Annotated in this window: 22 protein-coding genes and 2 pseudogenes; 2 read left to right on the top strand and 22 right to left on the bottom strand. The window is 58.6% G+C overall.

Features of this window, described 5'->3' with window-relative positions; all coding sequences use genetic code 11:
* Nucleotides 1–24: 24 nt before the first annotated feature.
* The 19 genes and pseudogenes from ACP7BO_RS07030 to ACP7BO_RS07120 all read right to left on the bottom strand — a co-directional run bounded on the left by ACP7BO_RS07030 (nt 25) and on the right by ACP7BO_RS07120 (nt 20,194).
* The gene (locus tag ACP7BO_RS07030) at nt 25–345 is read right to left on the bottom strand and encodes a hypothetical protein (protein ID WP_397454633.1); all 321 of its coding nucleotides are present in this window, start codon (nt 343–345) and stop codon (nt 25–27) included.
* Entirely contained in the window at nt 342–1,253 is a 912-nt protein-coding gene (locus ACP7BO_RS07035) for an alpha/beta hydrolase (protein ID WP_397454634.1), read from the bottom strand. The genes ACP7BO_RS07030 and ACP7BO_RS07035 overlap by 4 nt, the downstream gene beginning before the upstream one ends.
* Before the next feature lie 112 nt (nt 1,254–1,365).
* Nucleotides 1,366–2,643: a flavohemoglobin expression-modulating QEGLA motif protein gene (locus ACP7BO_RS07040; RefSeq protein ID WP_060694806.1), complete on the bottom strand. Its 1,278-nt coding sequence runs from the start codon at nt 2,641–2,643 to the stop codon at nt 1,366–1,368.
* A gap of 31 nt (nt 2,644–2,674) precedes the next feature.
* Nucleotides 2,675–3,223 (bottom strand): hypothetical protein, encoded by a 549-nt coding sequence (locus ACP7BO_RS07045; protein WP_426209297.1) that lies wholly within the window; start codon nt 3,221–3,223, stop codon nt 2,675–2,677.
* A 12-nt stretch (nt 3,224–3,235) separates the two neighbouring features.
* On the bottom strand, nt 3,236–3,952 hold the full coding sequence (locus tag ACP7BO_RS07050) for a TetR/AcrR family transcriptional regulator (protein WP_397454637.1): 717 nt from the start codon (nt 3,950–3,952) through the stop codon (nt 3,236–3,238).
* A 232-nt stretch (nt 3,953–4,184) separates the two neighbouring features.
* Nucleotides 4,185–5,687, bottom strand: coding sequence for a lysine--tRNA ligase (gene lysS / locus ACP7BO_RS07055; RefSeq protein ID WP_060694812.1), 1,503 nt, complete (start codon nt 5,685–5,687; stop codon nt 4,185–4,187).
* Nucleotides 5,688–5,803: 116 nt separating this feature from the next.
* A protein-coding gene (gene prfB, locus ACP7BO_RS07060) for a peptide chain release factor 2 (RefSeq protein ID WP_125863035.1) occupies nt 5,804–6,899 on the bottom strand; the annotation gives its coding sequence in 2 pieces (ribosomal slippage) (nt 5,804–6,826 and nt 6,828–6,899; 1,095 coding nt in all).
* A 209-nt stretch (nt 6,900–7,108) separates the two neighbouring features.
* Nucleotides 7,109–8,113 carry a diguanylate cyclase domain-containing protein gene (locus ACP7BO_RS07065; protein ID WP_426209300.1) on the bottom strand — a complete coding sequence of 335 codons (1,005 nt, stop codon included), beginning with the start codon at nt 8,111–8,113 and terminating at the stop codon, nt 7,109–7,111.
* A 52-nt stretch (nt 8,114–8,165) separates the two neighbouring features.
* Nucleotides 8,166–9,176: a chemotaxis response regulator protein-glutamate methylesterase gene (locus ACP7BO_RS07070; protein ID WP_397454640.1), complete on the bottom strand. Its 1,011-nt coding sequence runs from the start codon at nt 9,174–9,176 to the stop codon at nt 8,166–8,168.
* The gene (locus ACP7BO_RS07075) at nt 9,173–11,461 is read right to left on the bottom strand and encodes a hybrid sensor histidine kinase/response regulator (protein WP_426209303.1); all 2,289 of its coding nucleotides are present in this window, start codon (nt 11,459–11,461) and stop codon (nt 9,173–9,175) included. Before ACP7BO_RS07075 ends, ACP7BO_RS07070 begins: the two co-directional genes overlap by 4 nt.
* Nucleotides 11,458–12,144, bottom strand: coding sequence for a chemotaxis protein CheW (locus tag ACP7BO_RS07080; protein ID WP_397454642.1), 687 nt, complete (start codon nt 12,142–12,144; stop codon nt 11,458–11,460). Before ACP7BO_RS07080 ends, ACP7BO_RS07075 begins: the two co-directional genes overlap by 4 nt.
* Nucleotides 12,141–13,415 carry a CheR family methyltransferase gene (locus ACP7BO_RS07085; protein ID WP_426209305.1) on the bottom strand — a complete coding sequence of 425 codons (1,275 nt, stop codon included), beginning with the start codon at nt 13,413–13,415 and terminating at the stop codon, nt 12,141–12,143. The genes ACP7BO_RS07080 and ACP7BO_RS07085 overlap by 4 nt, the downstream gene beginning before the upstream one ends.
* Nucleotides 13,412–13,927, bottom strand: coding sequence for a chemotaxis protein CheW (locus ACP7BO_RS07090; RefSeq protein WP_397454645.1), 516 nt, complete (start codon nt 13,925–13,927; stop codon nt 13,412–13,414). The genes ACP7BO_RS07085 and ACP7BO_RS07090 overlap by 4 nt, the downstream gene beginning before the upstream one ends.
* A pseudogene (locus ACP7BO_RS07095) lies at nt 13,927–15,093 on the bottom strand (methyl-accepting chemotaxis protein); the annotation flags it as partial. The gene ACP7BO_RS07090 and the pseudogene ACP7BO_RS07095, both read right to left, overlap by 1 nt.
* Nucleotides 15,070–15,489 (bottom strand): annotated as a pseudogene (locus tag ACP7BO_RS07100) (MCP four helix bundle domain-containing protein); the annotation flags it as partial. The pseudogenes ACP7BO_RS07095 and ACP7BO_RS07100, both read right to left, overlap by 24 nt.
* A 261-nt stretch (nt 15,490–15,750) precedes the next feature.
* Complete coding sequence (locus ACP7BO_RS07105) at nt 15,751–16,470, bottom strand: tellurite resistance TerB family protein (protein WP_397454646.1); 720 nt, start codon at nt 16,468–16,470, stop codon at nt 15,751–15,753.
* A 34-nt stretch (nt 16,471–16,504) separates the two neighbouring features.
* Nucleotides 16,505–17,611, bottom strand: a complete 1,107-nt coding sequence (locus ACP7BO_RS07110; RefSeq protein WP_397454647.1) for an NADH:flavin oxidoreductase/NADH oxidase — start codon at nt 17,609–17,611, stop codon at nt 16,505–16,507.
* A gap of 152 nt (nt 17,612–17,763) precedes the next feature.
* Nucleotides 17,764–19,473 (bottom strand): single-stranded-DNA-specific exonuclease RecJ, encoded by a 1,710-nt coding sequence (recJ, locus tag ACP7BO_RS07115; protein WP_426209308.1) that lies wholly within the window; start codon nt 19,471–19,473, stop codon nt 17,764–17,766.
* Between the two features lie 178 nt (nt 19,474–19,651).
* Nucleotides 19,652–20,194, bottom strand: a complete 543-nt coding sequence (locus ACP7BO_RS07120; RefSeq protein ID WP_016781928.1) for a YaeQ family protein — start codon at nt 20,192–20,194, stop codon at nt 19,652–19,654.
* A 239-nt stretch (nt 20,195–20,433) separates the two neighbouring features.
* Here ACP7BO_RS07120 and ACP7BO_RS07125 point away from each other — a divergent pair, with 239 nt between their 5' ends.
* The gene (locus tag ACP7BO_RS07125; protein WP_397454650.1) at nt 20,434–21,633 is read left to right on the top strand and encodes a CaiB/BaiF CoA transferase family protein; all 1,200 of its coding nucleotides are present in this window, start codon (nt 20,434–20,436) and stop codon (nt 21,631–21,633) included.
* 98 nt (nt 21,634–21,731) lie between these two features.
* Entirely contained in the window at nt 21,732–22,547 is an 816-nt protein-coding gene (locus tag ACP7BO_RS07130) for a TIGR02285 family protein (RefSeq protein ID WP_426209310.1), read from the top strand.
* 165 nt (nt 22,548–22,712) lie between these two features.
* Here the strand turns inward: ACP7BO_RS07130 and ACP7BO_RS07135 are convergent, their stop codons facing one another.
* From ACP7BO_RS07135 to ACP7BO_RS07145, 3 genes are all read right to left on the bottom strand, one after another.
* The gene (locus ACP7BO_RS07135) at nt 22,713–23,117 is read right to left on the bottom strand and encodes a response regulator (RefSeq protein ID WP_426209312.1); all 405 of its coding nucleotides are present in this window, start codon (nt 23,115–23,117) and stop codon (nt 22,713–22,715) included.
* Between the two features lie 157 nt (nt 23,118–23,274).
* The gene (gene thrC, locus ACP7BO_RS07140; RefSeq protein ID WP_397454653.1) at nt 23,275–24,684 is read right to left on the bottom strand and encodes a threonine synthase; all 1,410 of its coding nucleotides are present in this window, start codon (nt 24,682–24,684) and stop codon (nt 23,275–23,277) included.
* A 106-nt stretch (nt 24,685–24,790) separates the two neighbouring features.
* On the bottom strand, nt 24,791–26,095 hold the full coding sequence (locus ACP7BO_RS07145) for a homoserine dehydrogenase (protein WP_060694839.1): 1,305 nt from the start codon (nt 26,093–26,095) through the stop codon (nt 24,791–24,793).
* Nucleotides 26,096–26,201 lie beyond the last annotated feature (106 nt).

Raw genomic sequence — 26,201 nt, forward strand, 5'->3', positions numbered from 1 at the left:
CTCCTACAGATCAAGCGCTTGTTCCTACTGTTGAGGGGTGTTCTGACCCACGCAGTGCACTGCTTGTTTCTTGTTGTTGACCAGCACCCCGGTCAGGCCTTTTTGCTCGGTGTCGAACAGCACGACGATGCCGTCGATGCATTGCGCCACCTGATTGGCCGGCGTCAGCGACACCTTATAGTCTTCCCCGGGAATGGTCTTGAGCATGGTGAAGTCGCTGAGCAGCAGCGCGTCTTCAGGCTTGGCGAAATGCAGGTAACCGTAGTACCACAGGGCCCCTACAGTGCCGATGATGGTGCAAATACCGGTAATGATCAGGGGGATGGCGTTGCGTTCTTCACTCATTGCGGGCTCTGTGCCTCTGTAATCGAATCGGGTGAGGCGGGGTAATTGGGGATTTCGCCCAAGCGACGCACGCCGTTGAAGTGTTGCGGGTCATCCAGGTAACGCAGCATCACTTGACGCCAGGTCGGGTCGGCAAACGTCTGCACATGACCGCCGCGCGTCAGTTGCAGCACCTTGGGCGGGGGCGCAGCTTGATACAGCCGCAGGCCATTGGAAAGCGGCACTATCGGGTCATCCATGCTGTGGAAGATCAGCATCGGCACACCGCCCATTTCAGGCATGGCATACACGGCACTGTCAGCGTCAGGCACCAGCCACGACAACGGCACTTGCAGAGGCCAGGTCAGCCACGAGGTACTCAAGGCAAACTGCCCCACTTCGCGGTAACTGGCCGGTACGCCATCGAGCACCATCGCCTTGAGCCGGGCCCGTTGCGCCGGGTGCTGGCTCAGGTAATGAACCCCCATCGCGCCGCCCAGGCTTTGCCCCAGCACAATCAGCGGCTGGCCTTGAGTTTCGGGCTGTTGCTGCAACCACTCGAAAGCGGCGTCGATATCCTGATACACCGCTGGTAAACCGGGTTCGCCTTGCGACAGGCCATAGCCACGGTAATCAAGCATCAGTACTTGATAGCCCTGCTCGGGCAACCAGGCGGTGGCGCCCAGGTGATAGGCCAGGTTGCCGCCATTGCCATGCAGGTGCAGCACCGTGCCCTTGAGGGGCACGCCGGCTTTGGCGGGCAGCCACCAACCATGCAGGCGCGTGCCATCGGCAGCGGTGAGGGTCACATCACGGTATTTCAAACCAGCGGCAGTCGGCGTAACCGGCTGACCGGGTTCGGGGTAAAACAGCAAGGAGCTGCATCCGCTGAGCGTCAACAGCAGGCAGAGTGCAGCCAGAGTTTTCATTGCATCAAGTACCTGTTTTTTGTAGGAGCGCTCGCGATGCGGATGACGAGATGTTCCAGGTAGTCCGCGGTGATGCTTTCGCGAGCAAGCTCGCTCCTACAGGTGAGAGGGGTTACAGGATGTTGGAGTAATCCGCTTCAATCCGGTCCAGGCTCAGATGGTTGAGGAAGTTGGAGAAGCACATCCAGGCCGCCAACGCGTTCATGTCGCGGAACTGATCGGGCAGGTACTTGGGCGCCACCACCAGGCCTTCATCCACCAACTGGCGCAGGGTTCGCATGTCTTCGAGTGTGGTTTTGCCACAGAACAACAGCGGAACTTGCTCCAGCTTGCCTTTACGCACGGCCAGCTGAATATAGTTGTAAACCATGATGAAGCCCTTGAGGTAGGACAAGTCTTTGGTGAATGGCAGGCCATTTGGCACCGAGCCGCGGAAAACCCGGCTCGCGTTGCCATAGCTCTGCGACATTTCAAAGCCCTGCTCACGGAAGAACTCATACACCTGCATAAAGTCCGCGCCCTCTTCCACCATGTGGATGGCACGGGTGCGGTTGGTGAGTTTGCGCAGGCGGCTGGGGTAAGAGGCAAAGGTGATGATCTCCATCAAAATCGCCAGGCCTTCCTGGGTCACTGTCGACGAGGGCGGGCCCTTGGCGAGAAAGGTGCAAATCGGCTGGTTCTGCCCGTTCAGCGTAGTGCCCACATGCACCAGGCCTTCGTGGACTTCCAGCGCCCGTACATCGCGCTCGTTGAACATCGCGTCGGCGCGGATCTTGATGTAGTCCGCACCCGCGGCGGCGTCCGCGACGATGCCGTCGGACTCAAATACGCGGATGGTTTCTTCGGCTTCGCCAAACACCTTGTTCAAGCGACTTTGCAGCAGGCTCACCGCATCTTTGGCGGTCAGGGTCTTGGCTTCGTCCTTGAGGTCGCCGCGCCCGTCAATGTTGTCCAGGTAATCGGACATCATCAGCCCCAGATCGGCCAGCGTCGGGTCCCCGGCATGGAATGCGTCGGACGCAGCGCCATACAGCTCCTGGGAAATCAGCCCGAAGTCTTCGGTGCCGCGCGCTTCGAGCATGCGCACCACCATGCGGTATTCCTTGCACATGCGGCGCATGATCTGCCCGACCGGATTGAACTGCCCCAGCTGACGGGTGATGTCACGCTCGATGTTCTGGAACTCCAGCTTTACCGCACCGGAGTCAAAGGACAGCGGGCGGCCCAGGTAATAGTCGCGGTTGACCGCCGGCATTTCCTTGCCCTTGGCCTTGAAAAATCCCTGACGGATGCTGTCGTCCCACTTCACCGCATCCAGTACGCGGATCGGGGTTTGTGCCAGTACGATACGGTCTGACAACGTGCGAATCGTGCGCTGGTAGTCGTCCACCCGGTGCTCCTTTAATGGGCTGAATGTTGGGTTACTTGACCACGCGTTGATAGCGGGCGGCTTCCACGAATACGTCGGAGTTGGCAGGGTCGTCCAGGTAGGCAAATACCTTGGCCGAGGGGCTGTCGATCAATGCGCCGGGGCCTTCAGCGGTTTCAATCGAATCACCGCTCAACGCCGACTGGCCCATGGCCTGCTTGATCTGGTCCAGATCAAGATCGTAGACCACCAGTTCATTGTTATCGGTCAATTCAAAGCCGCTCAACGTGTAGTGACCACCCAGCCTGGGCGGCAGCGCGGCCGATGCATACCAGCGGCTGCCATGGCGGGCGACGATGAACCTGTAGCGCTCCTGGGCCTTGGGCTCACCCTTGGGATAGACCACTGCCTGATAATGATTTTTGTCGATGGCGCTGATTTGCAGGTTGCGAGCCTGCCCCCATGCATCCTTGCTGACCCATTTACCCAGCAGCGATTTAGGTGCTGCCTCGGCCACCAGCGGTGCCTCGGTAAAGGTCACCAGACAACCGTTCAACAATAAAAACGACAATGCCATGAGCATTACGCGCCAAGCTTTCATGCCTGCATCCTTCTATAGAGCGGCCAGTACCAAGTGCATGTAACGCGTAAGAATAGCGAGTCGGCCATCATCCGACTCTGGCTGCGCGCCGTTAAGTAGGCCCTGATATTCCATCCGACCGATTATCGCCGTCAAGACATTGGCGTCCTGCTGCGGCTGTTTAGAGCCCAGCACCTGAAATATCTGGCACGTACCCTGCCATAAAATCTGTTGATGGGCCCTGACCAGCAATGCCAGACGCGGGTTCAGCAACGCCGCCTGCAGGAACGCCTGTTCCGCCATGAGGTGCTCACGACGGGTGAGTAACTGGTGCTGAACATAGCTGGCGGCCATGCGGGCAATTTCATCAGCCAGTTGCGCGCGTGATTGCGGGCTGCCATCGCCATAGGCCACCAGCTCACGCAACTGGCCTTCAGTGTTCAGCCACAGCTTGGCCATAAAGGCGGCGCTGCGCTCGACGTATTGGGCGAACGTGTCGTTAAGCAGGTCGTCAATATCCTTGAAGTAGTAGGTGGTCGCCGATAACGGTACGCCCGCTTCAGCGGCAACGGCCCTGTGCCGTACACCGCGCACACCGTCACGCACGACTATGCGCATGGCCGCATCGAGAATCTGCTGGCGGCGCTGCTCACTGCCATGGCGACTGGCCTTGCGCCCTTGATACTGAACACTTTCGGCGACTGCCGTAGCGACATGCGCCGCCCCTTCTTGAGCCCTGGCTAGGTTCACGAAAGACTCCTTGTGTTGAAGACAATGGTGCTACTGAAGAGACTCAATGATTGTGGGAGCCGGCTTGCCTGCGCTGACATCAACTAACCACCCTGCCCCCCCTCCATCGCTGGCAAGCCAGCTCCCACAGCAGGTTGTCCCTGACATCAGGCCCCGGCTCCCGCAATCGGGCCATGACCAGCTGTCAGGCAATAAAAAGCCGCCTCGGTCGGCGGCTTTTTACTTCGTATCGTTACGCCTGTGGCCGCATATGCGGGAACAGGATGACATCGCGAATCGACGGTGAGTTGGTCAGCAGCATGACCAGACGGTCGATACCGATACCTTCACCGGCAGTCGGCGGCATGCCGTATTCCAGTGCACGTACGAAGTCGGCATCGTAATGCATGGCTTCGTCGTCGCCCGCGTCCTTGTCAGCGACCTGGGCCATGAAGCGCTCGGCCTGGTCTTCTGCATCGTTAAGCTCGGAGTAAGCGTTGGCGATTTCACGGCCACCGATAAACAGCTCAAAACGATCGGTCACGTTCGGGTTGTCGTCGTTACGACGGGCCAGCGGCGACACTTCAAACGGGTACTGGGTAATGAAGTGCGGCTGCTCCAGCTTGTGCTCGACCAGTTCTTCGAAAATCATCACCTGCAGCTTGCCCAGACCTTCGAAGCCCAGCACCTTGGCGCCGGCCTTCTTGGCAATGGCACGTGCCTTGTCGATGTCCTGCAGGTCGTCAGCGGTCAGTTCCGGGTTGTACTTGAGGATCGAGTCGAACACCGACAGACGCACGAACGGCTCGCCGAAATGGAACACCTTGTCGCCGTACGGCACGTCGGTAGTCCCGAGAACAAGCTGAGCCAGTTCGCGGAACAGTTCCTCGGTCAGGTCCATGTTGTCTTCGTAATCGGCATACGCCTGGTAGAACTCAAGCATGGTGAATTCTGGGTTGTGACGGGTCGAGACACCTTCGTTACGGAAGTTGCGGTTGATCTCGAATACTTTCTCGAAGCCGCCAACCACCAGACGCTTGAGGAACAGTTCAGGCGCGATGCGCAGGAACATGTCCATGTCCAGAGCGTTGTGATGGGTCTCGAACGGCTTGGCCGCTGCGCCGCCCGGGATGGTTTGCAGCATCGGCGTTTCCACTTCAAGGAAGTCGCGCTGCATCAGGAAGCTGCGAATGTGCGCAATCACCTGGGAACGCACACGGAAGGTGTGACGCACTTCTTCGTTGACGATCAGGTCAACGTAACGCTGGCGGTAGCGCTGCTCGGTGTCGGTCAGACCGTGATGCTTGTCCGGCAGCGGGCGCAGGGATTTGGTCAGCAGGCGCACGCTGGTCATTTCAACGTACAGGTCGCCTTTGCCGGAACGGGCCAGGGTGCCTTCGGCAGCGATGATGTCGCCCAGGTCCCAGGTCTTCACGGCGGCCAGGGTTTCTTCCGGCAGGGTCTTGCGGTTGACGTAGACCTGGATGCGCCCGGTCATGTCCTGGATCACCATGAACGAACCACGGTTAAGCATGATGCGACCAGCAACCTTGACCGGGATGGCGGCTTCAGCCAGCTCTTCCTTGGTCTTGTCGGCGTACTTCTTCTGCAGGTCGGCGCAGTAGTTGTCGCGACGGAAGTCATTCGGGAAGGCATTGCCCTTGGCGCGCTCGGCTGCAAGTTTTTCCTTGCGCAGGGCGATCAGGGTGTTTTCTTCCTGTTGCAGGTCTTGCGGGTCGAGTTGTTGGTCGCTCATGTCTTAAAAAATTCCATCACAGGTTCGTTGCCCCCGCCTTGCAGCAGGGGGAAGCGGGCTTTAGCGCGCCTTGAAGGCATCGCACCGGCTGCGCACTTTACGTGTTGTTACGCGACTTACAGCCCTTGTTTCAGGCTGGCAATCAGGTATTCGTCGATATCGCCGTCGAGTACCTTGTCGCAATCGCTGCGCTCGATATTGGTACGCAAATCCTTGATCCGCGAGGCATCGAGAACGTACGAGCGGATCTGATGACCCCAGCCGATATCCGACTTGGTATCTTCCAGGGCCTGGGAGGCAGCGTTACGCTTCTGCACTTCCTGCTCGTAAAGACGTGCCCGCAACATTTTCATCGCGGTGTCTTTGTTCGCATGCTGGGATCGTTCGTTCTGGCAGCACACCACAGTGTTGGTCGGAACGTGGGTAATACGCACGGCCGAGTCAGTGGTGTTTACGTGCTGACCGCCCGCACCGGACGAACGATAGGTATCGATTCGCAGGTCTGAGGGGTTGATGTCGATTTCGATGTTGTCGTCGATTTCCGGCGAAACAAATACGGCCGAGAACGAGGTGTGACGACGGTTGCCCGAATCGTAGGGGCTTTTACGGACCAGACGATGGACGCCAATCTCGGTGCGCAACCAGCCAAATGCGTATTCGCCTTTGATGTGTACAGTTGCACCTTTGATCCCGGCCACTTCACCGGCAGACAGCTCCATGATGGTGGCATCGAAGCCGCGCTTGTCGGCCCAGCGCAAATACATCCGCAACAGGATATTGGCCCAGTCTTGCGCTTCGGTACCGCCAGAGCCTGCCTGAATGTCCAGGTAAGCGTTGTTGGCGTCCATCTCACCGCTGAACATGCGGCGGAATTCGAGTTTTTCAAGGGCTTCGCGCAGACGTTCGACTTCAGCGGCAACGTCATCGACAGCGGCCTGGTCTTCTTCCTCGGCGGACATCAGCAGCAGGTCTTTGGCATCGGCCAGACCTGTGTGCATCTCATCAAGGGTTTCAACGATTTGCGCCAGAAGGGAGCGTTCGCGCCCCAGTTCCTGGGCGTACGAAGGGTTGTTCCAGACACTCGGATCTTCAAGCTCGCGATTGACTTCGGTCAGACGCTCATGCTTTTGATCGTAGTCAAAGATACCCCCGAATAGTTTCGGAGCGCTCTGACAAGTCCTTGATGCTGTTAAGGATCGGGTTGATTTCCATGGCTGGCGGCACTCGTAGGCGATTTTTACAAAGCCGGGGAGTATACCGTAAACAGCCCGTATCAGCAGCCCGTCTAGCGGGGTAAGACTCGATGAATTCAGGCAGATCGTGCCGTCAGAATCATCTGTAGTGGCTGTCGAGGTATAAGGCCGGGATGAGGTCGCGCACGCCTCCAGGAAACGGGTTGCTACGCAACCCTTCGCCAGCGACTACGACGCAATCCCTACCTGGTTACGCCCATTGTTCTTGGCCAAGTACAACCCTTTGTCCGCTGCGGAAATAAGCTCACGGCAGTTGCCGCCCTGCTGCGGCGTCTGGGTCGCCAGACCAATGCTGATGGTCAGGCTGCTGCCTTCACCGGGTGAGATGTGCGGGATTTTTAGCACTTGCACCGCCTGGCGCAGTTTTTCCGCCACCAGCCGGGCACCGCCCAAGGAGGTATTGGGCAACACAATGGCAAATTCTTCACCACCGTATCGGGCCGGCAAGTCCGATGGACGGCTACTGGCGTCGCGAATGGCCGCGGCCACCTTGCGCAACGCTTCATCGCCATCCAGATGCCCAAAGCTGTCGTTGTAAGACTTGAAATAGTCGACGTCGATCATCAACAAGGACAGCTGGGTCTGCTCGCGCGCGGCACGGCGCCACTCCAGCTCCAGGTATTCATCGAAATGCCGGCGATTGGACAGCCCGGTCAGACCGTCAGAGTTCATCAGCCGCTGCAATACCAGATTGGTGTCCAGCAATTGCTGCTGACTGACCCGCAAGGCGCGGTAAGCCGCATCACGCTGCAACAACGTCGTGTAAGAGCGCGAGTGATAACGGATTCGCGCCACCAGCTCAATGTTATCGGGCAGCTTCACCAGATAGTCATTGGCTCCGGCGGCAAAGGCCGCACTTTTAATCAGCGGGTCTTCCTTGGTGGAGAGCACGATAATCGGGATATTCTGCGTGGCCGGGTGGTTGCGGTATTCGCGCACCAGGGTCAGCCCGTCTAGCCCCGGCATGACCAAATCCTGCAGGATCACCGTCGGTTTAATGCGAATGGCCTGGGCAATCGCCTGATGGGGATCGGCACAGAAATGAAAATCTATGTTCGGCTCCTGCGCCAGCCCGCGACGTACGGCTTCGCCGATCATCGCCTGATCGTCTACCAGCAACACCATGGCCGAGTTTTCGTCACTTTTAACGTCGTCCAACTGCAAGTCATTCATGCGCGTTCACCTGAATTACTACCTTCAAGCCAGTCCTGCGGGGTTTTACCAGTCATTTGGCAAATATCTCCAGCAAGCGTGGCGCAATCTTGTTCAAGGGCCGAATTTCAACAGCGGCATCGATGGCCGCAGCCGCTTTGGGCATGCCATACACCGAACTGCTCTGCTGATCCTGGGCGATGGTGAGAAAACCTTGCTGGCGCATGAGCTTGAGGCCCTGAGCCCCGTCACGCCCCATGCCGGTCAACAGCACGCCTACCGCATCGCCATTCCAGTACCGGGCAATACTTTCAAAAAACACATCTATCGAAGGCCGGTATATTTCGTTCACCGGCTCTGCGGTATAGGCCAGAGTGCCGTTCTTCAATAAACGGATGTGGTGGTTGGTCCCGGCCAGCAGAACCGTTCCCACTTGCGGCGCCTCACCGTCTTGCGCCAGACGCACGTTCAGGCCGCACGAGCTGCTCAGCCACTCAGCCATGCCGGCAGCAAATACTTGATCGACATGCTGGACCAGCACGATGGCTGCGGCAAAGTCCTGCGGCAGCCCTTTGAGCAGGCTTTCAAGGGCGGCCGGGCCACCTGCCGATGAACCGATAGCCACCAGACCGCCGAGTACACCCGAGACCCGGGGTTGAGCAGACACCTGGGCAACCCGCTTTTCACTTTGCCCGATCAACCAGCCAATATTGAGGATCTTGCGCAGCAAAGGGGCTGCAGCCTCTCTGGGGTTGCTCCCGCCGAGCACGGGAGTGTCCACCACATCCAGCGCGCCAAAGCCCATGGCTTCGAACACCCGATGGACATTCTGTTCACGGTCGACCGTGACAATCACGATGGCGCACGGGCTTTCTGCCATGATCCGCCGCGTGGCTTCGACTCCGTCCATCACCGGCATGATCAGGTCCATCAGGATCAGGTCCGGGGTGTTGGCGGCGCACTGCTGTACGGCCTCCAGCCCATTCGCCGCCACCCAGACCACTTGATGGGCAGCCTCGTAAGCCAGCGCCCGGCGCAAGGCCTCAACCGCCAGGGGCATATCGTTGACAATGGCGATTCTCATGTCCGGGCTCCTCCTATGAGTTCAACCACTGCATCAAGCAGGGCATCGTCATGGAAACTGGCTTTGGCTAAATAATAGTCGGCTCCTGCATCCAGGCCGCGCCGACGGTCCTCTTCTCGATCTTTGTAAGACACCACCATCACCGGCATCGATTGCAAACGGCTGTCACGCCGTAAAAGCGTGACCAGTTCGATGCCATCCATGCGCGGCATGTCGATGTCGGTAATCAATAGATCGAAGTGCTCGGCACGCAGGGCGTTCCAGCCGTCCATGCCATCCACCGCCACAGCCACTTCGTAGCCTCGATTGATCAGCAGCTTGCGCTGCAACTCACGTACCGTCAGCGAATCATCCACCACCAGAATTCGTTTGCGGGTCAGTTCTGCAGTGTGCCGGTTACGCCGGTCAATACGCTCAAGACGCCCGGTATTGAGCAGTTTGTCGACAGATCGCAGCATGTCTTCGACATCGACAATCAATACAGCAGAACCGTCGTCGAGCAAGGCACCGGCCGCAATATCCTGGACCTTGCCCAGACGCGGATCGAGGGGCAGCACCACCAGCGTGCGCTCACCGACAAAACGCTCGACAGCCACGCCATACACCGCATCCCTCTCACGAATGACTACTACCTTGAGGGTTTCATCGTCGCTCTGGCTGGCTGGACGTTGCAGCAGCTGACTGGCCGCCACCAGCCCTACATGGCGGCCTTCGTGCCAGAAATGCTGACGGCCTTCGAGCTGGACGATTTCATCGGGCATCAGGTCGCGCATGCGTTCGATATGCGCCAGAGGAAAGGCATACGCCTCGTCGGCCACTTCTACCACCAGACTGCGTACCACGGACAGGGTCAGCGGCACTTCCAGACTGAAACGGCTGCCCTGCCCCGATGTCTGCTCCAGCACAATGGCGCCGCGCAGCAGGCGCACCATGTGCTGCACGGCATCCAGGCCGACACCTCGCCCGGAGACTTCGGTCACGGTGTCACGCAGGCTAAAGCCCGGCAGGAAGAGGAAGGTCAGCAGTTCTTCTTCGCTCAGCTGCGCCACGGTTGAAGCCGTCGACAACTGACGCTCCACGATGGTCCTGCGCAAACGTTCAAGATCAACACCGGCACCGTCATCGCTCAATTGCAGCGCCAGCAACCCCGCCTGATGCGAGATGCGCAAGCGAATCAGGCCTTCGGCAGGCTTGCCGGCCAGCAGTCGCTGCTCCGGCGTTTCAATGCCGTGATCGACGGCATTGCGCAGTAAATGGGTGAGTGGCGCTTCGAGCTTTTCCAGTACATCGCGGTCAACCTGGGTCTTCTCGCCTTCTATTTCCAGGCGGATCTGCTTGCCCAGGGCGCGGCCCAGATCCCGTACCATGCGCTCCTGCCCCACCAGCACATCGGCAAACGGCCGCATGCGACAGGCCAGCGCGGTGTCATAGAGCGATTGCGCCCGCTGGCCCGCCTGCCAGCCAAACTCGTCGAGTTCGGCGGCCTGCTCGCCAAGCAAATGCTGGGACTCAGCCAGTATCCGCCGAGCATCGGATAACGCCTCTTGCACGTCATGGCTCAGGTCCAGCACTTTGAGCTGGTCGCTCAGGTAATCCAGCGCCTTGAGACTGTTGTTTTGCATGCGTTTGAGGCGCTGCAACGTCACCAGGAAGGGTTTGAGCCGCTGGGTTTCGACCAGCGACTTGCTGGACAGGTCGAGCAAGCTGTTCAGCCGTTCAGCCGTAACTCGCAGCACCCGCTCACCACTCTCGCTACGGCGCTGGGAACGGGGCGCAGGCTCAGACGCCAATTCGGGCTCGGGCCGGTGTTCAACCTGCGGCGGGGCCGGTTCAGGCATCAACAACAATTGCGACACATCGAACGCTGGCGCCGCCGCCTGTGCATGCACCTCGTTGCCGTCAAGCAGGCTGTTCATCAGCGTGACATAGGCATCAATATCTTGCGGGCCGACATTGGCACTGCCCGGGGTAGCAATGCGCATCAACAGGTCAGTGCCCTGCAACAAGGCATCAATATGCTCGGGCTGCAGGTACAAACGGCCCTCCTGCGCACTGACAAGGCAATCTTCCATGACATGGGAGACGCTAACCCCGGCGTCCACCCCGACAATTCGCGCGGCGCCCTTGAGCGAGTGGGCCGCTCGCATGCAGGCTTCAAGCTGATCGGCCTGGGTCGGGTTACGTTCCAGGGCCAACAAGCCGGCATTCAGCACCTGAGTCTGGGTCTCGGCCTCAAGACTGAACAGCTCAAGCAACGAGGCATCACGCATTTGCTCGGGGGTCATGTCAGGCTCCGGGTGATCGCGCCCAGCAATTGTTCTTCGTCCAGCCAGCGCAGGCTGCGGGTTTTCCATTGCAGCACACCGCGGGTGTATTTGGCACTGGCCTGCTCGCCCGAGAGTGAGACTGTATTGAGTACATGCTCTTCAATGTTATGGATGCCATCCACCTCATCCACCGGTAACACCACAGGCCCGCCAGGCGCGGCAAGGATCAACATGCGCGGCATGACCCGCAGCGATGTCGGCGCTGTCAGTGTCGGATCCAGCCCCAACAGATCGACCAGTGACAGGCACGGCACCAGGGCGCCACGCACATTGGCCACTCCCAGCAAGGCACGCGAGCGCTGGTGCGGCAGCGAATGAATCGGCTGCAGCGGTGCCACTTCATCCAGGCAGCGCGTGGTCAACCCCAGCCATTCCCCCCCCAGGCGAAAAATCATCAGCGAGCGGGTTGCGACTTTTCGCTCATGCTCCTGCGGGGAGTAATGCTCTAAATGTTCCTGCTCGAATGAGTAACGATCCAGCAAGCGGGTCGCGGCAGCCGAATACACCGAGCAGTTGCGGCAATGAATATGCTCGGGCAGCACCGGACAGGACTTGTCACCGTAAATGCCGATACGGTTCCAGCAGTCATCGATGTCCCGGGCTTCGGTGTGAATCAGGTTATGGGCTGTTATACCGCTCATTGTTTACGCTCGCTGTGAACGGATCGCTCGTTACGGGCCGCGCGCTCCTGCAAGCGTTGAGCGCCGGCTGTATCGCCCTGCGAGGCCAGAAGGGCCGCCAGGTGCGCCAGTGCTTCAGAATGCTGGGGCTCAAGGTATAGCGTCTTGCGATAAAAACTCTGAGCCTCGGCCGCCCGGCCTTCAACATCACTGAGCAGACCCAGCCAGTAATAGGCCTGGGCCTGCGGGCCATGCGCTTGCAAGAGTTGTTCACAGGCCGCGCGAGCCTCATGGCTCTTGCCCTCGTTAGCCAGAGTGGCAATTTGTTCAAGCAGGACCTTGGGCTCACCGCCCCGCGAACTCGCCGGGGCCGGCGCAATGACTTGGGGCTGCGCACGGGGAGTAAAAGGCCGGATGGTCGGTGGCGGTGCAGGCGGCTGCGGACGCACGAGGGGCTTGAATTCGGCCATTACGGGGCGGGCTTCAGGCTGCGGCTCATGGCTATGGCAAAATGCAAACGACTGCGGCGCACCGATCGAGCGCATTCCCAGGCGACCCAGCAGGTTGCCCTCTGCCGGGCCGATAAACAGCACGCCGTCCTCACGGGTCAGTCGCTTGAGTACGTCCAGTGCCTGCTGCTGGGTTTTAAGATCAAAGTAAATCAGCAGGTTGCGACAAAACACAAAGTCATAGGGCGCTTGCCCGGCCAGCAGCGCCGGATCGAGCAAGTTGGCGACCTGAAAACTGACTTGCTCGCAGACCCTGGCCGACAGTTGATAAGCGTCACCTGCATCGCTGAAATAACGTTCGCGAAAATCAGTTTGCTGCCCGCGGAATGAATTTTTGCCATACAGCGCACGCTGCGCACGCTGCATCGAGAGCGGGCTGACATCCAGTGCATCGACCTTGAATTGATGGGCGGCTAAACCGGCATCAAACAGCGCCATTGCAATCGAATAGGGTTCTTCTCCGGTCGAACATGGCAGGCTCAGGATCCGCAGGGCCCGGCGACTGCCGACTTCGGCCAGGCGCTTGGTCGCCAGACGTCCCAACGTGGAAAAAGATTCGGGGTAACGAAAGAACCAGGTTTCAGGCACGATCACCGATTCGATCAAAGCTTGCTGTTCATCCCGGGAGCTGATCAACCGCTGCCAGTAATCTTCATGATCGCTCATGTTCAGCGCCATGCAGCGTTGACGAACAGCGCGCTCGATGATGGCCGGGCCGACTGAGGCCACGTCCAGACCAATGCATCGTTTCAAAAAATCGAAAAACCGTTGGTCGTCACTCATGTGCACACCTGTGGGTCGGTGTCATCGAGTCGCGGAGCGAAAATCAATGCAGAGACTGCCGGGCTCAGCAGTTCATCGACACTGATCCACTGCAAAAGGCCATGCTGGTCTTTGCGCACGGGCCCCAGATACGGTGCGTCGCGGTTATCCAGGCCATAGGGCTGAAAGTCTGCCGGGTTACAGCGCAACGTGTCGCTGGCTTGTTCAAGCATTAACCCCAGCAGTTGCCCGCGGTAGTTGACCAGTACCAGCCGGGTGCTGGTGCGGGCCACCGCGGTTTTACCGAAGGTCATGGCGCTGACATCGATCACCGGCACCACCTGGCCGCGATGCGCGAATACGCCGGCGACCCAATCAGGCGCCTGGGCAATGGGTTTTAGCGGTAAACGCGGCAGCACCTCCACCACATCGGTGGCCGGCAAGGCATAACGTTCATCGCCGATATGAAACACCAGAAACAGGCGATTGTTCGGCGCTGCCACGCCGGCTGGCTTGGCTAGAGGCGCGCTCATCAGACTTTAAAACGCGAAACGCCACTGCGCAGCCCGACGGCAACCTGACTGAGTTCGTCGATCGCAAAACTGGCCTGACGCAAGGATTCGACGGTCTGACTGCTGGCATCGCCCAGCTGTACCAGCGCAAGGTTGATCTGTTCAGCGCCTGTGGCTTGAGCCTGCATGCCCTCGTTGACCATCAACACCCTTGGGGCCAGCGCTTGAACCTGATGGATGATTTGCGATAGCTGCTCTCCCACCTGTGTCACTTCGAACATGCCGCGGCGTACTTCTTCCGAAAACTTGTCCATGCCCATTACACCGGCAGAGACCGCGGACTGAATCTCGCGCACCATCTGTTCGATATCGTAAGTGGCCACGGCAGTCTGATCGGCCAGACGTCGCACTTCGGTAGCGACCACGGCAAAGCCGCGGCCGTATTCACCGGCTTTTTCCGCTTCAATCGCGGCGTTCAGTGACAGCAGATTGGTCTGGTCGGCCACTTTAACGATGGTGACCACCACCTGGTTAATATTGCCGGCCTTCTCGTTGAGGATCGCCAGCTTGGCGTTGACCAGATCGGCGGCACCCATGACCTGATGCATGGTTTCTTCCATGCGGGCCAACCCCTGTTGCCCGGAACCGGCGAGTATCGACGCCTGATCGGCAGCCGAGGTGACTTCGGTCATGGTACGTACCAGGTCACGGGAAGTGGCTGCGATCTCGCGCGAGGTCGCGCCAATTTCAGTGGTGGTGGCTGCGGTTTCAGTCGCGGTGGCTTGTTGCTGCTTGGAAGTCGCGGCAATTTCAGTGACCGAGGTAGTGACCTGGACCGAGGAGCGCTGGGCTTGAGAGACCAGCGAGGTCAGTTCGGTCATCATGTCGTTGAAGCCGGTTTCTACCGCGCCAAATTCGTCCTTGCGCTCCAGGTTCAGGCGCGAACTCAGGTCACCGGAACGCATCACCTCAAGAATCGAAACAATGCGCTTCATGGGAGACATGATCGCTTGCAGCAATAGATAACCGCAGAGGGCGGCAGCGAGTACGGCAATCACCAGCGAAATGAGCATGCTGGCTTTGGCGGTCATGACTGAATGAGCGATGGTGTCGGTCGCTTCAGCGGCCTTGATGCGATTGGCGTCAATCAGGGCATTGAGTTGTTTGCGTCCAGCCATCCAGGCCGGTGCCAACTGCTCGGTGACCATGGCGTGAGCCTGAGCGAACTGCTTGTTTTGATACAGTTCAATTACGTTCGCCAGCACCTGCGCGTATTGCTGGTGAAGCTGCTCAAACGTATCGAAAGAGGCACGGTCTTCTTTGTCAAAAATGGTACTGCGGTAGTTATCCAGCTCGTGCTTCAAGCGTTCTTCGTAGCTGGCGTACAGCTTACGGTCTTCGTTGTTCAGATCGCGCTGGCTGGCCGAACCCACCAGTTGCAGGGTCAGGACATAGCTGTCCACCCAGGCACTGCGAATCATCGAGCTGTAATAGACCCCGGGAACCGAATCGGTGCGCACCGTCTCTTCGCTGGTTTCGATTGAAAGCAGGCGCGAGTAAGCCGCGACGACCATCAACAACATGATGGCGATGATTACCGCAAAGCTCGCCAAAATGCGTTGGCGCAACGTCCAGTTCTTCACAGTCAATCCTCGGGGGCCATTCAAATGATGGGAAGTATAGCCGAGGGTACGCGAGGATTCGTATGGACGTTGAGACGGATCTCACAGCAATAAGCAAATATCTTGACCCTGGAAAACAACACAGCCTGCAGGAGTGAGCTTGCTCACGAGCTGTCCGGAATTTTAAAAGCTCGCGAGCAAGCTCGCTCCTGCAGTAAAGGGTTATACAGCGGCCTGTTTAACCTGGGATTCCAGCTCTGCCTTCAAGCCCGGATCGAGCTTCAGTTGCTTGGCCAGCTCTTGCAGATAGGCCTTTTCCATAAAGCTCTCTTCATCCACCAAAAGCAGGCTGGCGATGTACATTTCGGCTGCGATTTCCGGTGTGCTGGCAGCACTCGCCACTTCAGCCGGGTCCAGTGGCTTGTCAATTTCGGTTTTCAGCCATTGCTGCAAGGCCGGATCACTGTCCAGCTTGCTGAACTCCCCATCAATCAACTGACGCTCACGATCGTCGATATGGCCATCAGCTTTGGCAGCTGCAACCAGCGCCTTGAGAATCGCCTGGCTGTGTTGCTCTACCTGCTGGGGCGCGACCCGGTCGATAGTCTGCGGTTCCGTTTGCGGCGCCTTACCCTGGTTGGCCTGCCAGTTGCCGTAGGCTTTGTAGGCCAATACCCCCAGTGCAGCCAACCCGCCGTAGCTCAGTGCTTGGCCACCATATTTGCGGGCGCTTTTATTGCCCAGCAACATCCCCAGCACACTTGCCGCCAATGCACCGCCTCCGGCACCTGAAAGTAAACCGCCCAACCCGCCGGCGCCACCCAGCAAACCGCCCAGGCCTCCCGGGCTTGAACTTGAGGACTTGCCTTGGGCACCGGTTTTTTCCTGCAACATTTGCTGACCGGATTTAAGCAACTGATCGAGCAATCCACGCGTATCCATAAGCAGCCTCTCGTAAAGGGGTCAGGGGAAGACTTCAGTCGCGCAGATCCGACTCATGTATCGGTTGGTCCCGGTGCGTTGCACGCTGGTACTGGGCCGGCCAGGTTGCCTGCTTGCCACCCAGGTCGTCGTCGGCGTGCAACGGCCAGTACGGATCACGCAGTAACTCGCGGGCCAGCAGGATCAAGTCCGCCTGGCCGGTGCGCAGAATATGCTCAGCCTGAGCGGGCTCGGTAATCATGCCTACAGTGCCGGTAGCGATACCTGCCTCTTTACGCACACGCTCGGCAAAACGGGTTTGATAACCCGGACCAACAGGGATCTCGGCATTGGCTGCCGTGCCACCTGAGGACACATCAATCAGGTCGACCCCCAGCGCTTTGAGGCGGCATGCCAACTCTACAGTTTCATCCGGATTCCAGCCGTCTTCCACCCAGTCGGTCGCCGAGACCCGCACAAACAATGGCAACTCTTCAGGCCACACGTCACGCACGGCCTTGGTCACTTGCAGCACCAGACGAATACGGTTTTCAAACGAGCCACCGTATTGGTCGCGCCGTTGATTACTCAGAGGGGAAAGGAATTGATGCAGCAGGTAACCATGGGCAGCGTGTATTTCAACCACCGAGAAACCTGCCTCAAGTGCCCGCCTGGCCGCATCAACAAAGGCCTGAATGAGGTCATTGATGCAAGCTTCATCCAGTTGCGTCGGCGCAGTGTGCTGAGGGTCAAAGGCTATTGGCGAAGGGCCGACCGGCACCCAGCCGCCATCCTCCACTTTGACGCTGCCCTGCTTGCCCAGCCAGGGACGGTGGGTGCTGGCCTTGCGCCCGGCGTGCGCCAGCTGAATTCCGGCCGCTGCACCCTGGGCCCGAATAAAGCGGGTGATGCGCTGCAAAGGCTCTATCTGTTCATCGTTCCACAACCCCAGATCCTGGGCAGTGATGCGCCCGTCAGGGGTTACCGCCACAGCTTCGGAAAAAACCAGGCCGGCGCCGCCAACCGCACGGCTTCCGAGGTGGACCAGATGCCAGTCATTGGCCAGCCCGTCAACGCTGGAGTATTGACACATTGGCGAGACCGCAATGCGGTTAAGAAGGGTCAGTTGGCGCAGGGTATAGGGTTCGAGCAGCAGACTCATGGGTCACCTCTAATAACAGTGGGCAGGCTCCAGGGAACAAGCGTACCTAGAGCCTAGTCGACAACACTGCAAGAGGTGGGGTTCATCTTTCGTACGGCTTGTGGGAGCGGGCTTGACCCGCTCCCACAAGGATTAAGGGGGATGACCAAGGCTTAACGCGGTTCGATATGGGCAATCATCAGCTGTACGGTTTCGTTGCCGCGAAACTCGTTGAGGTCGAGTTTGTAGGCTAATTCAACCCAGCGAATGGTCGGGTTCGGCCACACTTCACGGTCGACACCGAAGGCAATACCGTCCAGCTTTACGCTGCCACACTCGGTTTTGAGCACCACTTTCAAGTGCCGCTCGCCCACAATGCGTTGCTCCACCAACTGAAACACGCCGTGAAACAGTGGCTCGGGGAAGTGCTGCCCCCATGGCCCGGCATTGCGCAGGGCCCGCGCCAGTTCCAGATTAAACTCTTCTACCGCCAGACTGCCGTCCGACATCAAGCGGCCGGTCAGGTCTTCTTCGCGCAGTTGACGCCGCACTTCGGCGTCAAAGGCACTGGAAAATACCGCAAAATTCGCCTCGGGCAGGGTCAGGCCTGCGGCCATGGCGTGGCCACCGTACTTACTGATCAATTCGGGGTGCTGGGCGGCCACCACGCTGAGCGCATCGCGAATATGAAAGCCCGGCACCGAGCGCCCGGAGCCCTTGAGCATGCCGTCACCGGCATCGGCAAACGCGAACGTGGGGCGGAAATAACGCTCCTTGAGGCGCGAAGCCAGAATCCCGATTACACCCTGGTGCCAGTCCGGATCGAACAGACACAAACCGAACGGCATGCTCTCAACCGGCAACTCCTTGAGCTGCGCCAGCGCTTCACGCTGCATGCCCTGCTCAATGGATTTACGGTCCTGGTTCATTTCGTCGAGCTGCGCAGCCATTTCCCGCGCTGCATTTGCGTCGTCGGTCAGCAAGCATTCGATACCCAGACTCATGTCATCCAGGCGACCGGCAGCATTCAGGCGCGGGCCAAGGATAAAGCCAAGATCGGTGGAGGTAATGCGCGAATGGTCACGCTTGGCCACTTCGAGAATGGCCTTGAGCCCCGGCCGCGCACGCCCGGCCCGAATCCGCTCAAGCCCCTGATGCACCAGGATCCGGTTATTGGCATCCAGCGGCACCACGTCAGCCACGCTGCCCAGGGCTACCAGATCCAGCAGTTCGGCAATGTTTGGCGCCTTGGCGTTTTGATACCAGCCCAGACTGTTCAGGCGCGCACGCAAAGCGATCAGTACATAGAAGATCACCCCTACCCCCGCCAGCGCCTTGCTCGGAAACTCGCAGCCCGGCTGGTTGGGATTGACGATGGCATCAGCCGCCGGCAGCTCGTTGCCCGGCAAGTGGTGGTCGGTGACCAGAACACTCAACCCGGCCGCTTTCGCCGCAGCCACGCCTTCGACACTGGAAATGCCGTTGTCGACCGTAATCAGCAGCTGTGGCTGACGGGTCAATGCAACCTGAACGATTTCGGGGGTCAGGCCGTAACCATATTCAAAACGGTTAGGCACCAGGTAATCGACATGGGCCGCGCCCAGCAAACGCAAACCGAGCATGCCAACGGTACTGGCCGTGGCGCCATCGGCGTCAAAGTCGCCGACAATCAGAATGCGCTGACGCTGTTCAAGTGCCACCACCAGCAGATCCACGGCGGCATCGATGCCCTTGAGTTGCTGATACGGAATCAGCCGCGCCAGGCTCTTGTCCAGTTCAGCTTGCGACTGCACGCCACGAGCCGCGTACAGGCGCGTCAGCAATGTCGGCATTTCACCCAGAAAAGGCAGGATTTCAGGCAGTGGACGAGGTTCGATGCGCATAAGCTGGATGGAGGCTCTTATTAAAAAATGTACTTGTACAGGTCGCTTGAAAACCTAGCGAGCGAAGGCAAGACAAGGCAAAAGCAGGCGAGGACGCGCAGTTTACGGGGTGTAAATGAGCAGTCCGAGCCTGCTATTAACGCAGTATTGTCGAGCGCAGCAGTTTTCAGGTGATCTGTTAACCGCGTTCGCCCTGCAGCCACTGCAACTGGACTTCGTGTTGACCGCGATCGTCGGTCACGAAAATCGTGCCTTCGCTGATCATCACGTCCCACTTGATAACGCGTGGCATGTCTTTAGCGAGAACTTCAAGAATCTCTTGCGGAACGGCCGCAATGTTGACGTTTTTCAGATTTTTGATCGCCGGGATCACCTTGCCTTCCCATACGCGCAAGCTGCCATAGGCCAGCAAACTGGTGCGTTCAGTACGGCGCGAGCACCAGGTCAGGCGATCGGCATCGGGCTGACCAACTTCGATCCAGTGCAAAACGCGGTCATCCAGGCTTTTTTCCCACAGCGCCGGCTCGTCTACATCCGAAAGACCACGACCAAAAGACAGCTGTTCGTTGTACCAGAAGGCGTAGGCCAGAAGACGCACGGTCATGCGCTCTTCAGTTTCAGAAGGGTGACGGGCGATGGTCTGTTTGACGCTTTCATACACCCCGCGATCGAGATCGGTGAGGTTCAGTTCAAACTTGTATGTCGTGGACGGCTGGGCCATGAACGGGCTTCTTGATACGGAGAAAGGCGCCAAGTCTAACCGATACACCCCCGCCTGCGCTCAACTCAACTGTAGGAGCGAGCTTGCTCACGATGCACATTGCGCGGATTTTCTGTTGCCATGCAGTGCTGCCATCGCGAACAAAGCCACTTGTGCAAACGGGGCAAATGCTCAGATAAGACACCTGCGGCTGCCTATGTTAAAAGGCTCTACTCGCTCGCCCTGGACAAGGACAACCCATGCCACTTGCAACCAAACCCCTCTCAGGCCTCAAAGTCGTCGAACTGGGCACTCTGATCGCGGGGCCTTTTGCGTCGCGCATTTGTGCCGAATTCGGTGCCCAGGTGATCAAGGTGGAATCCCCGGACGGCGGAGATCCGCTGCGCAAATGGCGCAAGCTGTACGAGGGGACTTCGCTGTGGTGGTTCGTCCAGGCCCGCAACAAAAAATCCCTGACCCTGAATCTCAAGCATCCCGAGGGCATTACCGTGCTCAAGGCACTGCTGGCAGACGCCGATATCCTGATCGAGAACTTTCGACCCGGGGTTCTGGAAAAGCTCGGCCTGGGCTGGGATGTGCTGCATGCACTGAACCCCAAGCTGGTCATGGTGCGCCTGTCCGGCTTTGGCCAGACAGGCCCTATGAAAGACCAGCCGGGGTTTGGTGCCGTCGGTGAGTCCATGGGCGGGCTGCGTTACATCACCGGCTTTGAAGATCGCCCTCCGGTGCGCACCGGCATCTCGATCGGCGACTCGATTGCCGCATTGTGGGGAGTGATTGGCGCCCTGATGGCGCTGCGGCATCGCGAGGTGAATGGCGGCCAGGGGCAAGTGGTTGACGTAGCCCTGTACGAAGCGATTTTCGCAATGATGGAAAGCATGGTGCCCGAGTTCGATGTGTTCGGTTTTATTCGCGAACGCACCGGCAATATCATGCCGGGCATTACGCCCTCCTCCATTCACACCAGCCTGGACGGCAAGCACGTACAAATCGGGGCCAACGGCGATGCCATCTTCAAACGGTTCATGCAAATCATCGGCCGCGATGACCTGGCCAATGATCCTGAGCTTGCCGGCAATGATGGCCGCGATGCTCGCCGGGACGAACTGTACGGGGTGATTGATCGCTGGGTGGCCTCACTGCCGCTCGAGACCGTGCTCCAACAACTGAGCACCGCACAAGTCCCCGCCAGCCGCATCTTCTCGGCAGAAGACATGTTCACTGACCCGCAATTTCTGGCCCGTGAAATGTTTCTTCAAGCCAAACTGCCTGACGGTAAAGACTTCAAGATGCCGGGCATTGTGCCAAGGCTTTCCGACACACCGGGGTCTGCCGACTGGGTCGGCCCGGAGCTGGGCGCACACAATCATGAAGTGCTGAACGAGTTGGGGTATGACGCAGCAGCCATCGCCGGGCTCAAGTTGGCGGGGGCTATTTGACCGGCTCTTTTTAGTTGCTACGGGAAGAAATCAGCACAATGGCCAATCATGCACAGTGGCGAGGCATTTGCTCAGGTCTGATCACGTCGGCGTTGGTTATGTGGATGCCAGCGGGGCTGGCTGCACCAAAGCTCATCTGGTTGATGCGCGACTTGCCACCCTTGACGGTGCGCGATGGGGCGCAAAAAGGTCAGGGCATCATAGACCGGCTGATGCCGGCATTGATGGCAGGCATGCCGCAGTATGAGCATGTGATCTTGCCGGTTAACCGGGCGCGGGCCATCCGGATGCTCGAAGAGACGTCGCTGGCCTGCGATCCGGCGCTGGTCAGGAATCCCGCTCGCGCCCAGTCAATTACCTATTCGCGCCCGGTCATCGACTTGCATGGCAATGGCCTGACGATTCGACGCGAAAACAAGCAACTGATCGAGCCCTTTGTCCACGGCGACTCGGTGGATCTGCAGGCCATGCTCAAAGCTCAAACCTTGAAGCTCGGCGTCATCGCCAAACGCAGCTACGGCACATGGATTGATACTCAAGTGTCACAAGGCCCCGCAGACCAGCTCTTTATCCACTACGGCAACGACCCGCTGGGCAGCTTGCTGCATATGCAGGATGCAGGCCGCGTTCAGGCGCTGCTGGGCTATTGGCCAGAGATTCAATCGAAGGCAAGACAACAAGGGCTCGCACCCGAGTCGCTGATCTTTTACCGGATCATCGGTGCCCCCGCTTACCAGCCCATTCACATCGGCTGTTCGAACACGCCTGAAGGTCGTGAAGTTATTCGCCGTGTCAACGCCATACTTGCCAGCCGAGAACATCAGGCACTGAACACCTCAGAGGGAACATGGCTTGAGTTCGGGCAAGTGGATGACGTTCAGAACTCCAGCCCGCCATCAGCCACGGGGCAGTGACAAAAAACACGCAAAAAAAACCCCGAGCAGTGGGGAGACAGCTCGGGGTTTAACAAGGTCATGATGACCCGCTCAACAGGCTGCAAGCATCGGAGCAATAAGCTTGATCCTGTTGATGCAAGATCTGACACGGGGAACCTGCTAAAGGTTCCGTCGTTCATGCCCTCAAATCGCACTTTGCGCACAGGCCTGCTGATATGAGTCCAGCAGCAGCCCCAAACCGGTAACGCTCACCGGTTTGGGCAAACATCCCAGGACCTCGAGACCGGCCCTTCGGGCTGCACTTGCCGCGCTGTTCAGCACATCGGCCTCGCCACCGCCAAGAATAATCAACGCCGGCGCTTCATTCTTGACGGCCAGCTCATGAATCAGCTCCAGCGCGGCGGGCCCTTCCAGATGCACATCACAAATGGCTAGATCAATCGCCCCCCGGCTGGCCAGCGAGCAGCGTGCAGACTCAACACTTTCAGCCGTCAGAACGTCAAAAATGCGAAAGGCATTCAACATCTGATGCAGCGCCATCAACTGGAAAGGGTTGTCTTCAAGAATCAGAACTTTCAGGGAACGCATCATGGACCTTTGGAGCATAACGCGGGCTTTGCGCGGGGAAAGCGACTCTAGAAGGGTTTACTAAGAATCAATATAGGATGAGTCCTAAAAGCTCGCAGGAAGTTTCCTGCGCACACAAAAAAGCCCGTCATAGGACGGGCTTCAAAACGCGCAAGGTTTACAGGGCCTTACCGCGATTGCCATGCTGGCTGACAAAGGCCTGCACAGCCTTCAAGTCATTGGGCAGGACTGTGTAGCGCTCTTCGCGCTCAAACAGATCGGCAAGGTGCGCAGGCAGCTCAAGCGCTTTACCGACACCGGCCTTTTCGACGGCATCAGGAAACTTGACCGGATGCGCCGTACCCAGAATGACCATCGGGATATCCAGGCTGCGACGACACTCACGGGCAGCCTTGACACCGATCGCCGTATGCGGATCCAGCACTTCGCCCGTTTCGGCAAACACCTGGGCAATGGTTTCGCAGGTCTGCTCGTCATCGACTGCCAGCGAATCGAACAAACGGCGCGCTTCGGTCCAGCGATCGTCTTCGACGCTGAAGTTGCCGGTTTGCTTGAAAGTTTCCATCAGGCCGGCAACTGCCGCGCCATTACGACCGTGCAAATCGAACAGCAAACGCTCGAAGTTGGAGGACACCATAATGTCCATCGACGGCGAAAGGGTCGCGTGCAGCGTGTCCTTGGCGTACTGGTTGCCGCTCATGAAGCGGTGCAGGATGTCATTACGGTTGGTGGCAACGATCAACTGATTGATCGGCAAGCCCATGTTGCGCGCCAGGTAGCCGGCAAAAATATCGCCAAAGTTACCGGTAGGCACCGAGAACGAAACCGAGCGATGCGGCCCGCCCAACTGCAGGGCGGCATGGAAGTAGTAAACGATCTGGGCCATGATTCGCGCCCAGTTGATCGAGTTCACAGCGACCAGACGCGTACCCTTGAGGAAGTCCTGATCAGCAAAGCTGGCCTTGACCATCTCCTGACAGTCATCGAAGTTGCCTTCGATGGCAATGTTATGGATGTTTTCGCCGAACAGCGTGGTCATCTGGCGACGCTGTACTTCCGACACCCGGTTATTGGGATGCAGGATAAAGATGTCGACGTTTTCGCAGTGCTTGCAGCCTTCAATGGCAGCGGACCCGGTATCACCGGAGGTCGCGCCGACAATGACCACGCGCTCGCCACGTTTTTCCAGCACGTAGTCCAGCAGACGCCCGAGCAGTTGCAGGGCAAAGTCCTTGAACGCCAGCGTAGGACCGTGGAACAGCTCCAGCACCCACTCGTTGCCATTGAGCTGGCGCAGTGGTGCTACCGCTGCGTGGGAAAACGCGCCGTAGGTCTCTTCGAGAATCTTTTTGAAATCAGCGTCAGGGATACTGCCGGTGACAAACGGGCGCATAACCCGAAAAGCCAGTTCGTGATACGGCAAGCCTGCCCAGGAAGCGATTTCCTCCTGGGTAAAGCGCGGCAGGTTTTCCGGTACGTACAAACCGCCATCACTGGCCAGACCGGCCAGCAGGACATCTTCAAAATTCAGGGCCGGTGCCTGGCCACGGGTGCTGATATAGCGCATAAGGGCAAACCTTCGGTTTGAGCGGCAGCGGTTCAGCGACAAGCTGCAAGTAAAAGCCGATCGGCGTTAACCTGCAGCGTGAAGCCTGCCGCTTGCAGCTGCTTAATTAATTAAGATGCTCAACGCGGATGCGAACCACCGGGCCCACTACGCCCTGCAGCGCTTCAAGCGCCGCGATGGCGTCGTTCATGTGCTGCTCGAGCACACGGTGGGTCAGCAGAATCATGGGTACCAGACCGTCATGCTCTTCGACTTCTTTCTGCATGATCGATTCGATGTTGATCCCGCGTTCCGACAAGATGCTGGCCACCTGGGCCAATACGCCCGGATGGTCCTTGGCCTGGATGCGCAAGTAATAAGCGCTTTCACAGGCTTCGATTGGCAGAATCGGGTGATCGGACAGCGCGTCAGGCTGGAAGGCCAGGTGCGGTACGCGATTCTCGGGATCGGAGGTCATTGCACGCACCACGTCCACCAGGTCTGCCACCACCGACGAAGCCGTTGGCTCCATGCCGGCGCCTGCGCCGTAGAACAGGGTTGAACCTGCGGCATCGCCATTGACCATGACCGCGTTCATCACGCCATTGACGTTGGCAAGCAAACGGTCGGCCGGGATCAGGGTCGGGTGAACCCGCAATTCGATACCGCTGGCAGTGCTGCGCGCTACCCCCAGGTGCTTGATCCGATAGCCCAGCGCCTCGGCGTAATTAACGTCAGCCGTGGTCAGCTTGGTGATGCCTTCGGTGTAGGCCTTGTCGAATTGCAGCGGGATACCGAACGCAATTGAAGCCAGAATCGTCAGTTTGTGCGCGGCATCGATGCCTTCCACGTCAAACGTCGGATCGGCTTCGGCGTATCCTAGTGCCTGCGCTTCACCCAGCACGTCTTCAAAGGTACGGCCCTTCTCGCGCATCTCGGTGAGGATAAAGTTGCCCGTGCCGTTAATGATGCCCGCTACCCAGTTGATGCGGTTGGCCGACAGGCCTTCACGGATGGCCTTGATCACCGGAATACCGCCAGCCACTGCTGCTTCGAAAGCAACGATCACGCCCTTCTCTTGCGCCCGGGCAAAAATTTCGTTGCCGTGAACGGCAATCAGCGCCTTGTTGGCCGTCACCACGTGCTTGCCGTTTTCGATGGCCAGGAGCACGAGTTCACGGGCGATGGTGTAACCACCAATCAGCTCGATAACGATGTCGATTTCAGGGTTGGTCGCAACAGCGAATACATCGTTGGTAATGGGGGTACCGGTAATGTCGCACTGAGGGTTTGGCGTACGCATGGCAATTTGCGCAACCTGGATACCACGCCCGGCACGGCGGGCAATCTCCTCGGCGTTACGCTTTAGTACGTTGAAGGTGCCGCCACCGACGGTCCCGAGCCCACAGATACCTACTTTGACCGGATTCACGCTGAACTCCCCATAAAACGGCCGACTCAAGGTCGGCCGTGGAAAACAACCGTGGATTACCACGGTTCTCTATTAATAGCCGGGCCACTGAAGGGCCCCGCCATGA

Origin of the sequence: Pseudomonas sp. TWR2-1-1 (assembly GCF_049897045.1) — a bacterium.
Taxonomy (GTDB): domain Bacteria; phylum Pseudomonadota; class Gammaproteobacteria; order Pseudomonadales; family Pseudomonadaceae; genus Aquipseudomonas; species Aquipseudomonas versuta.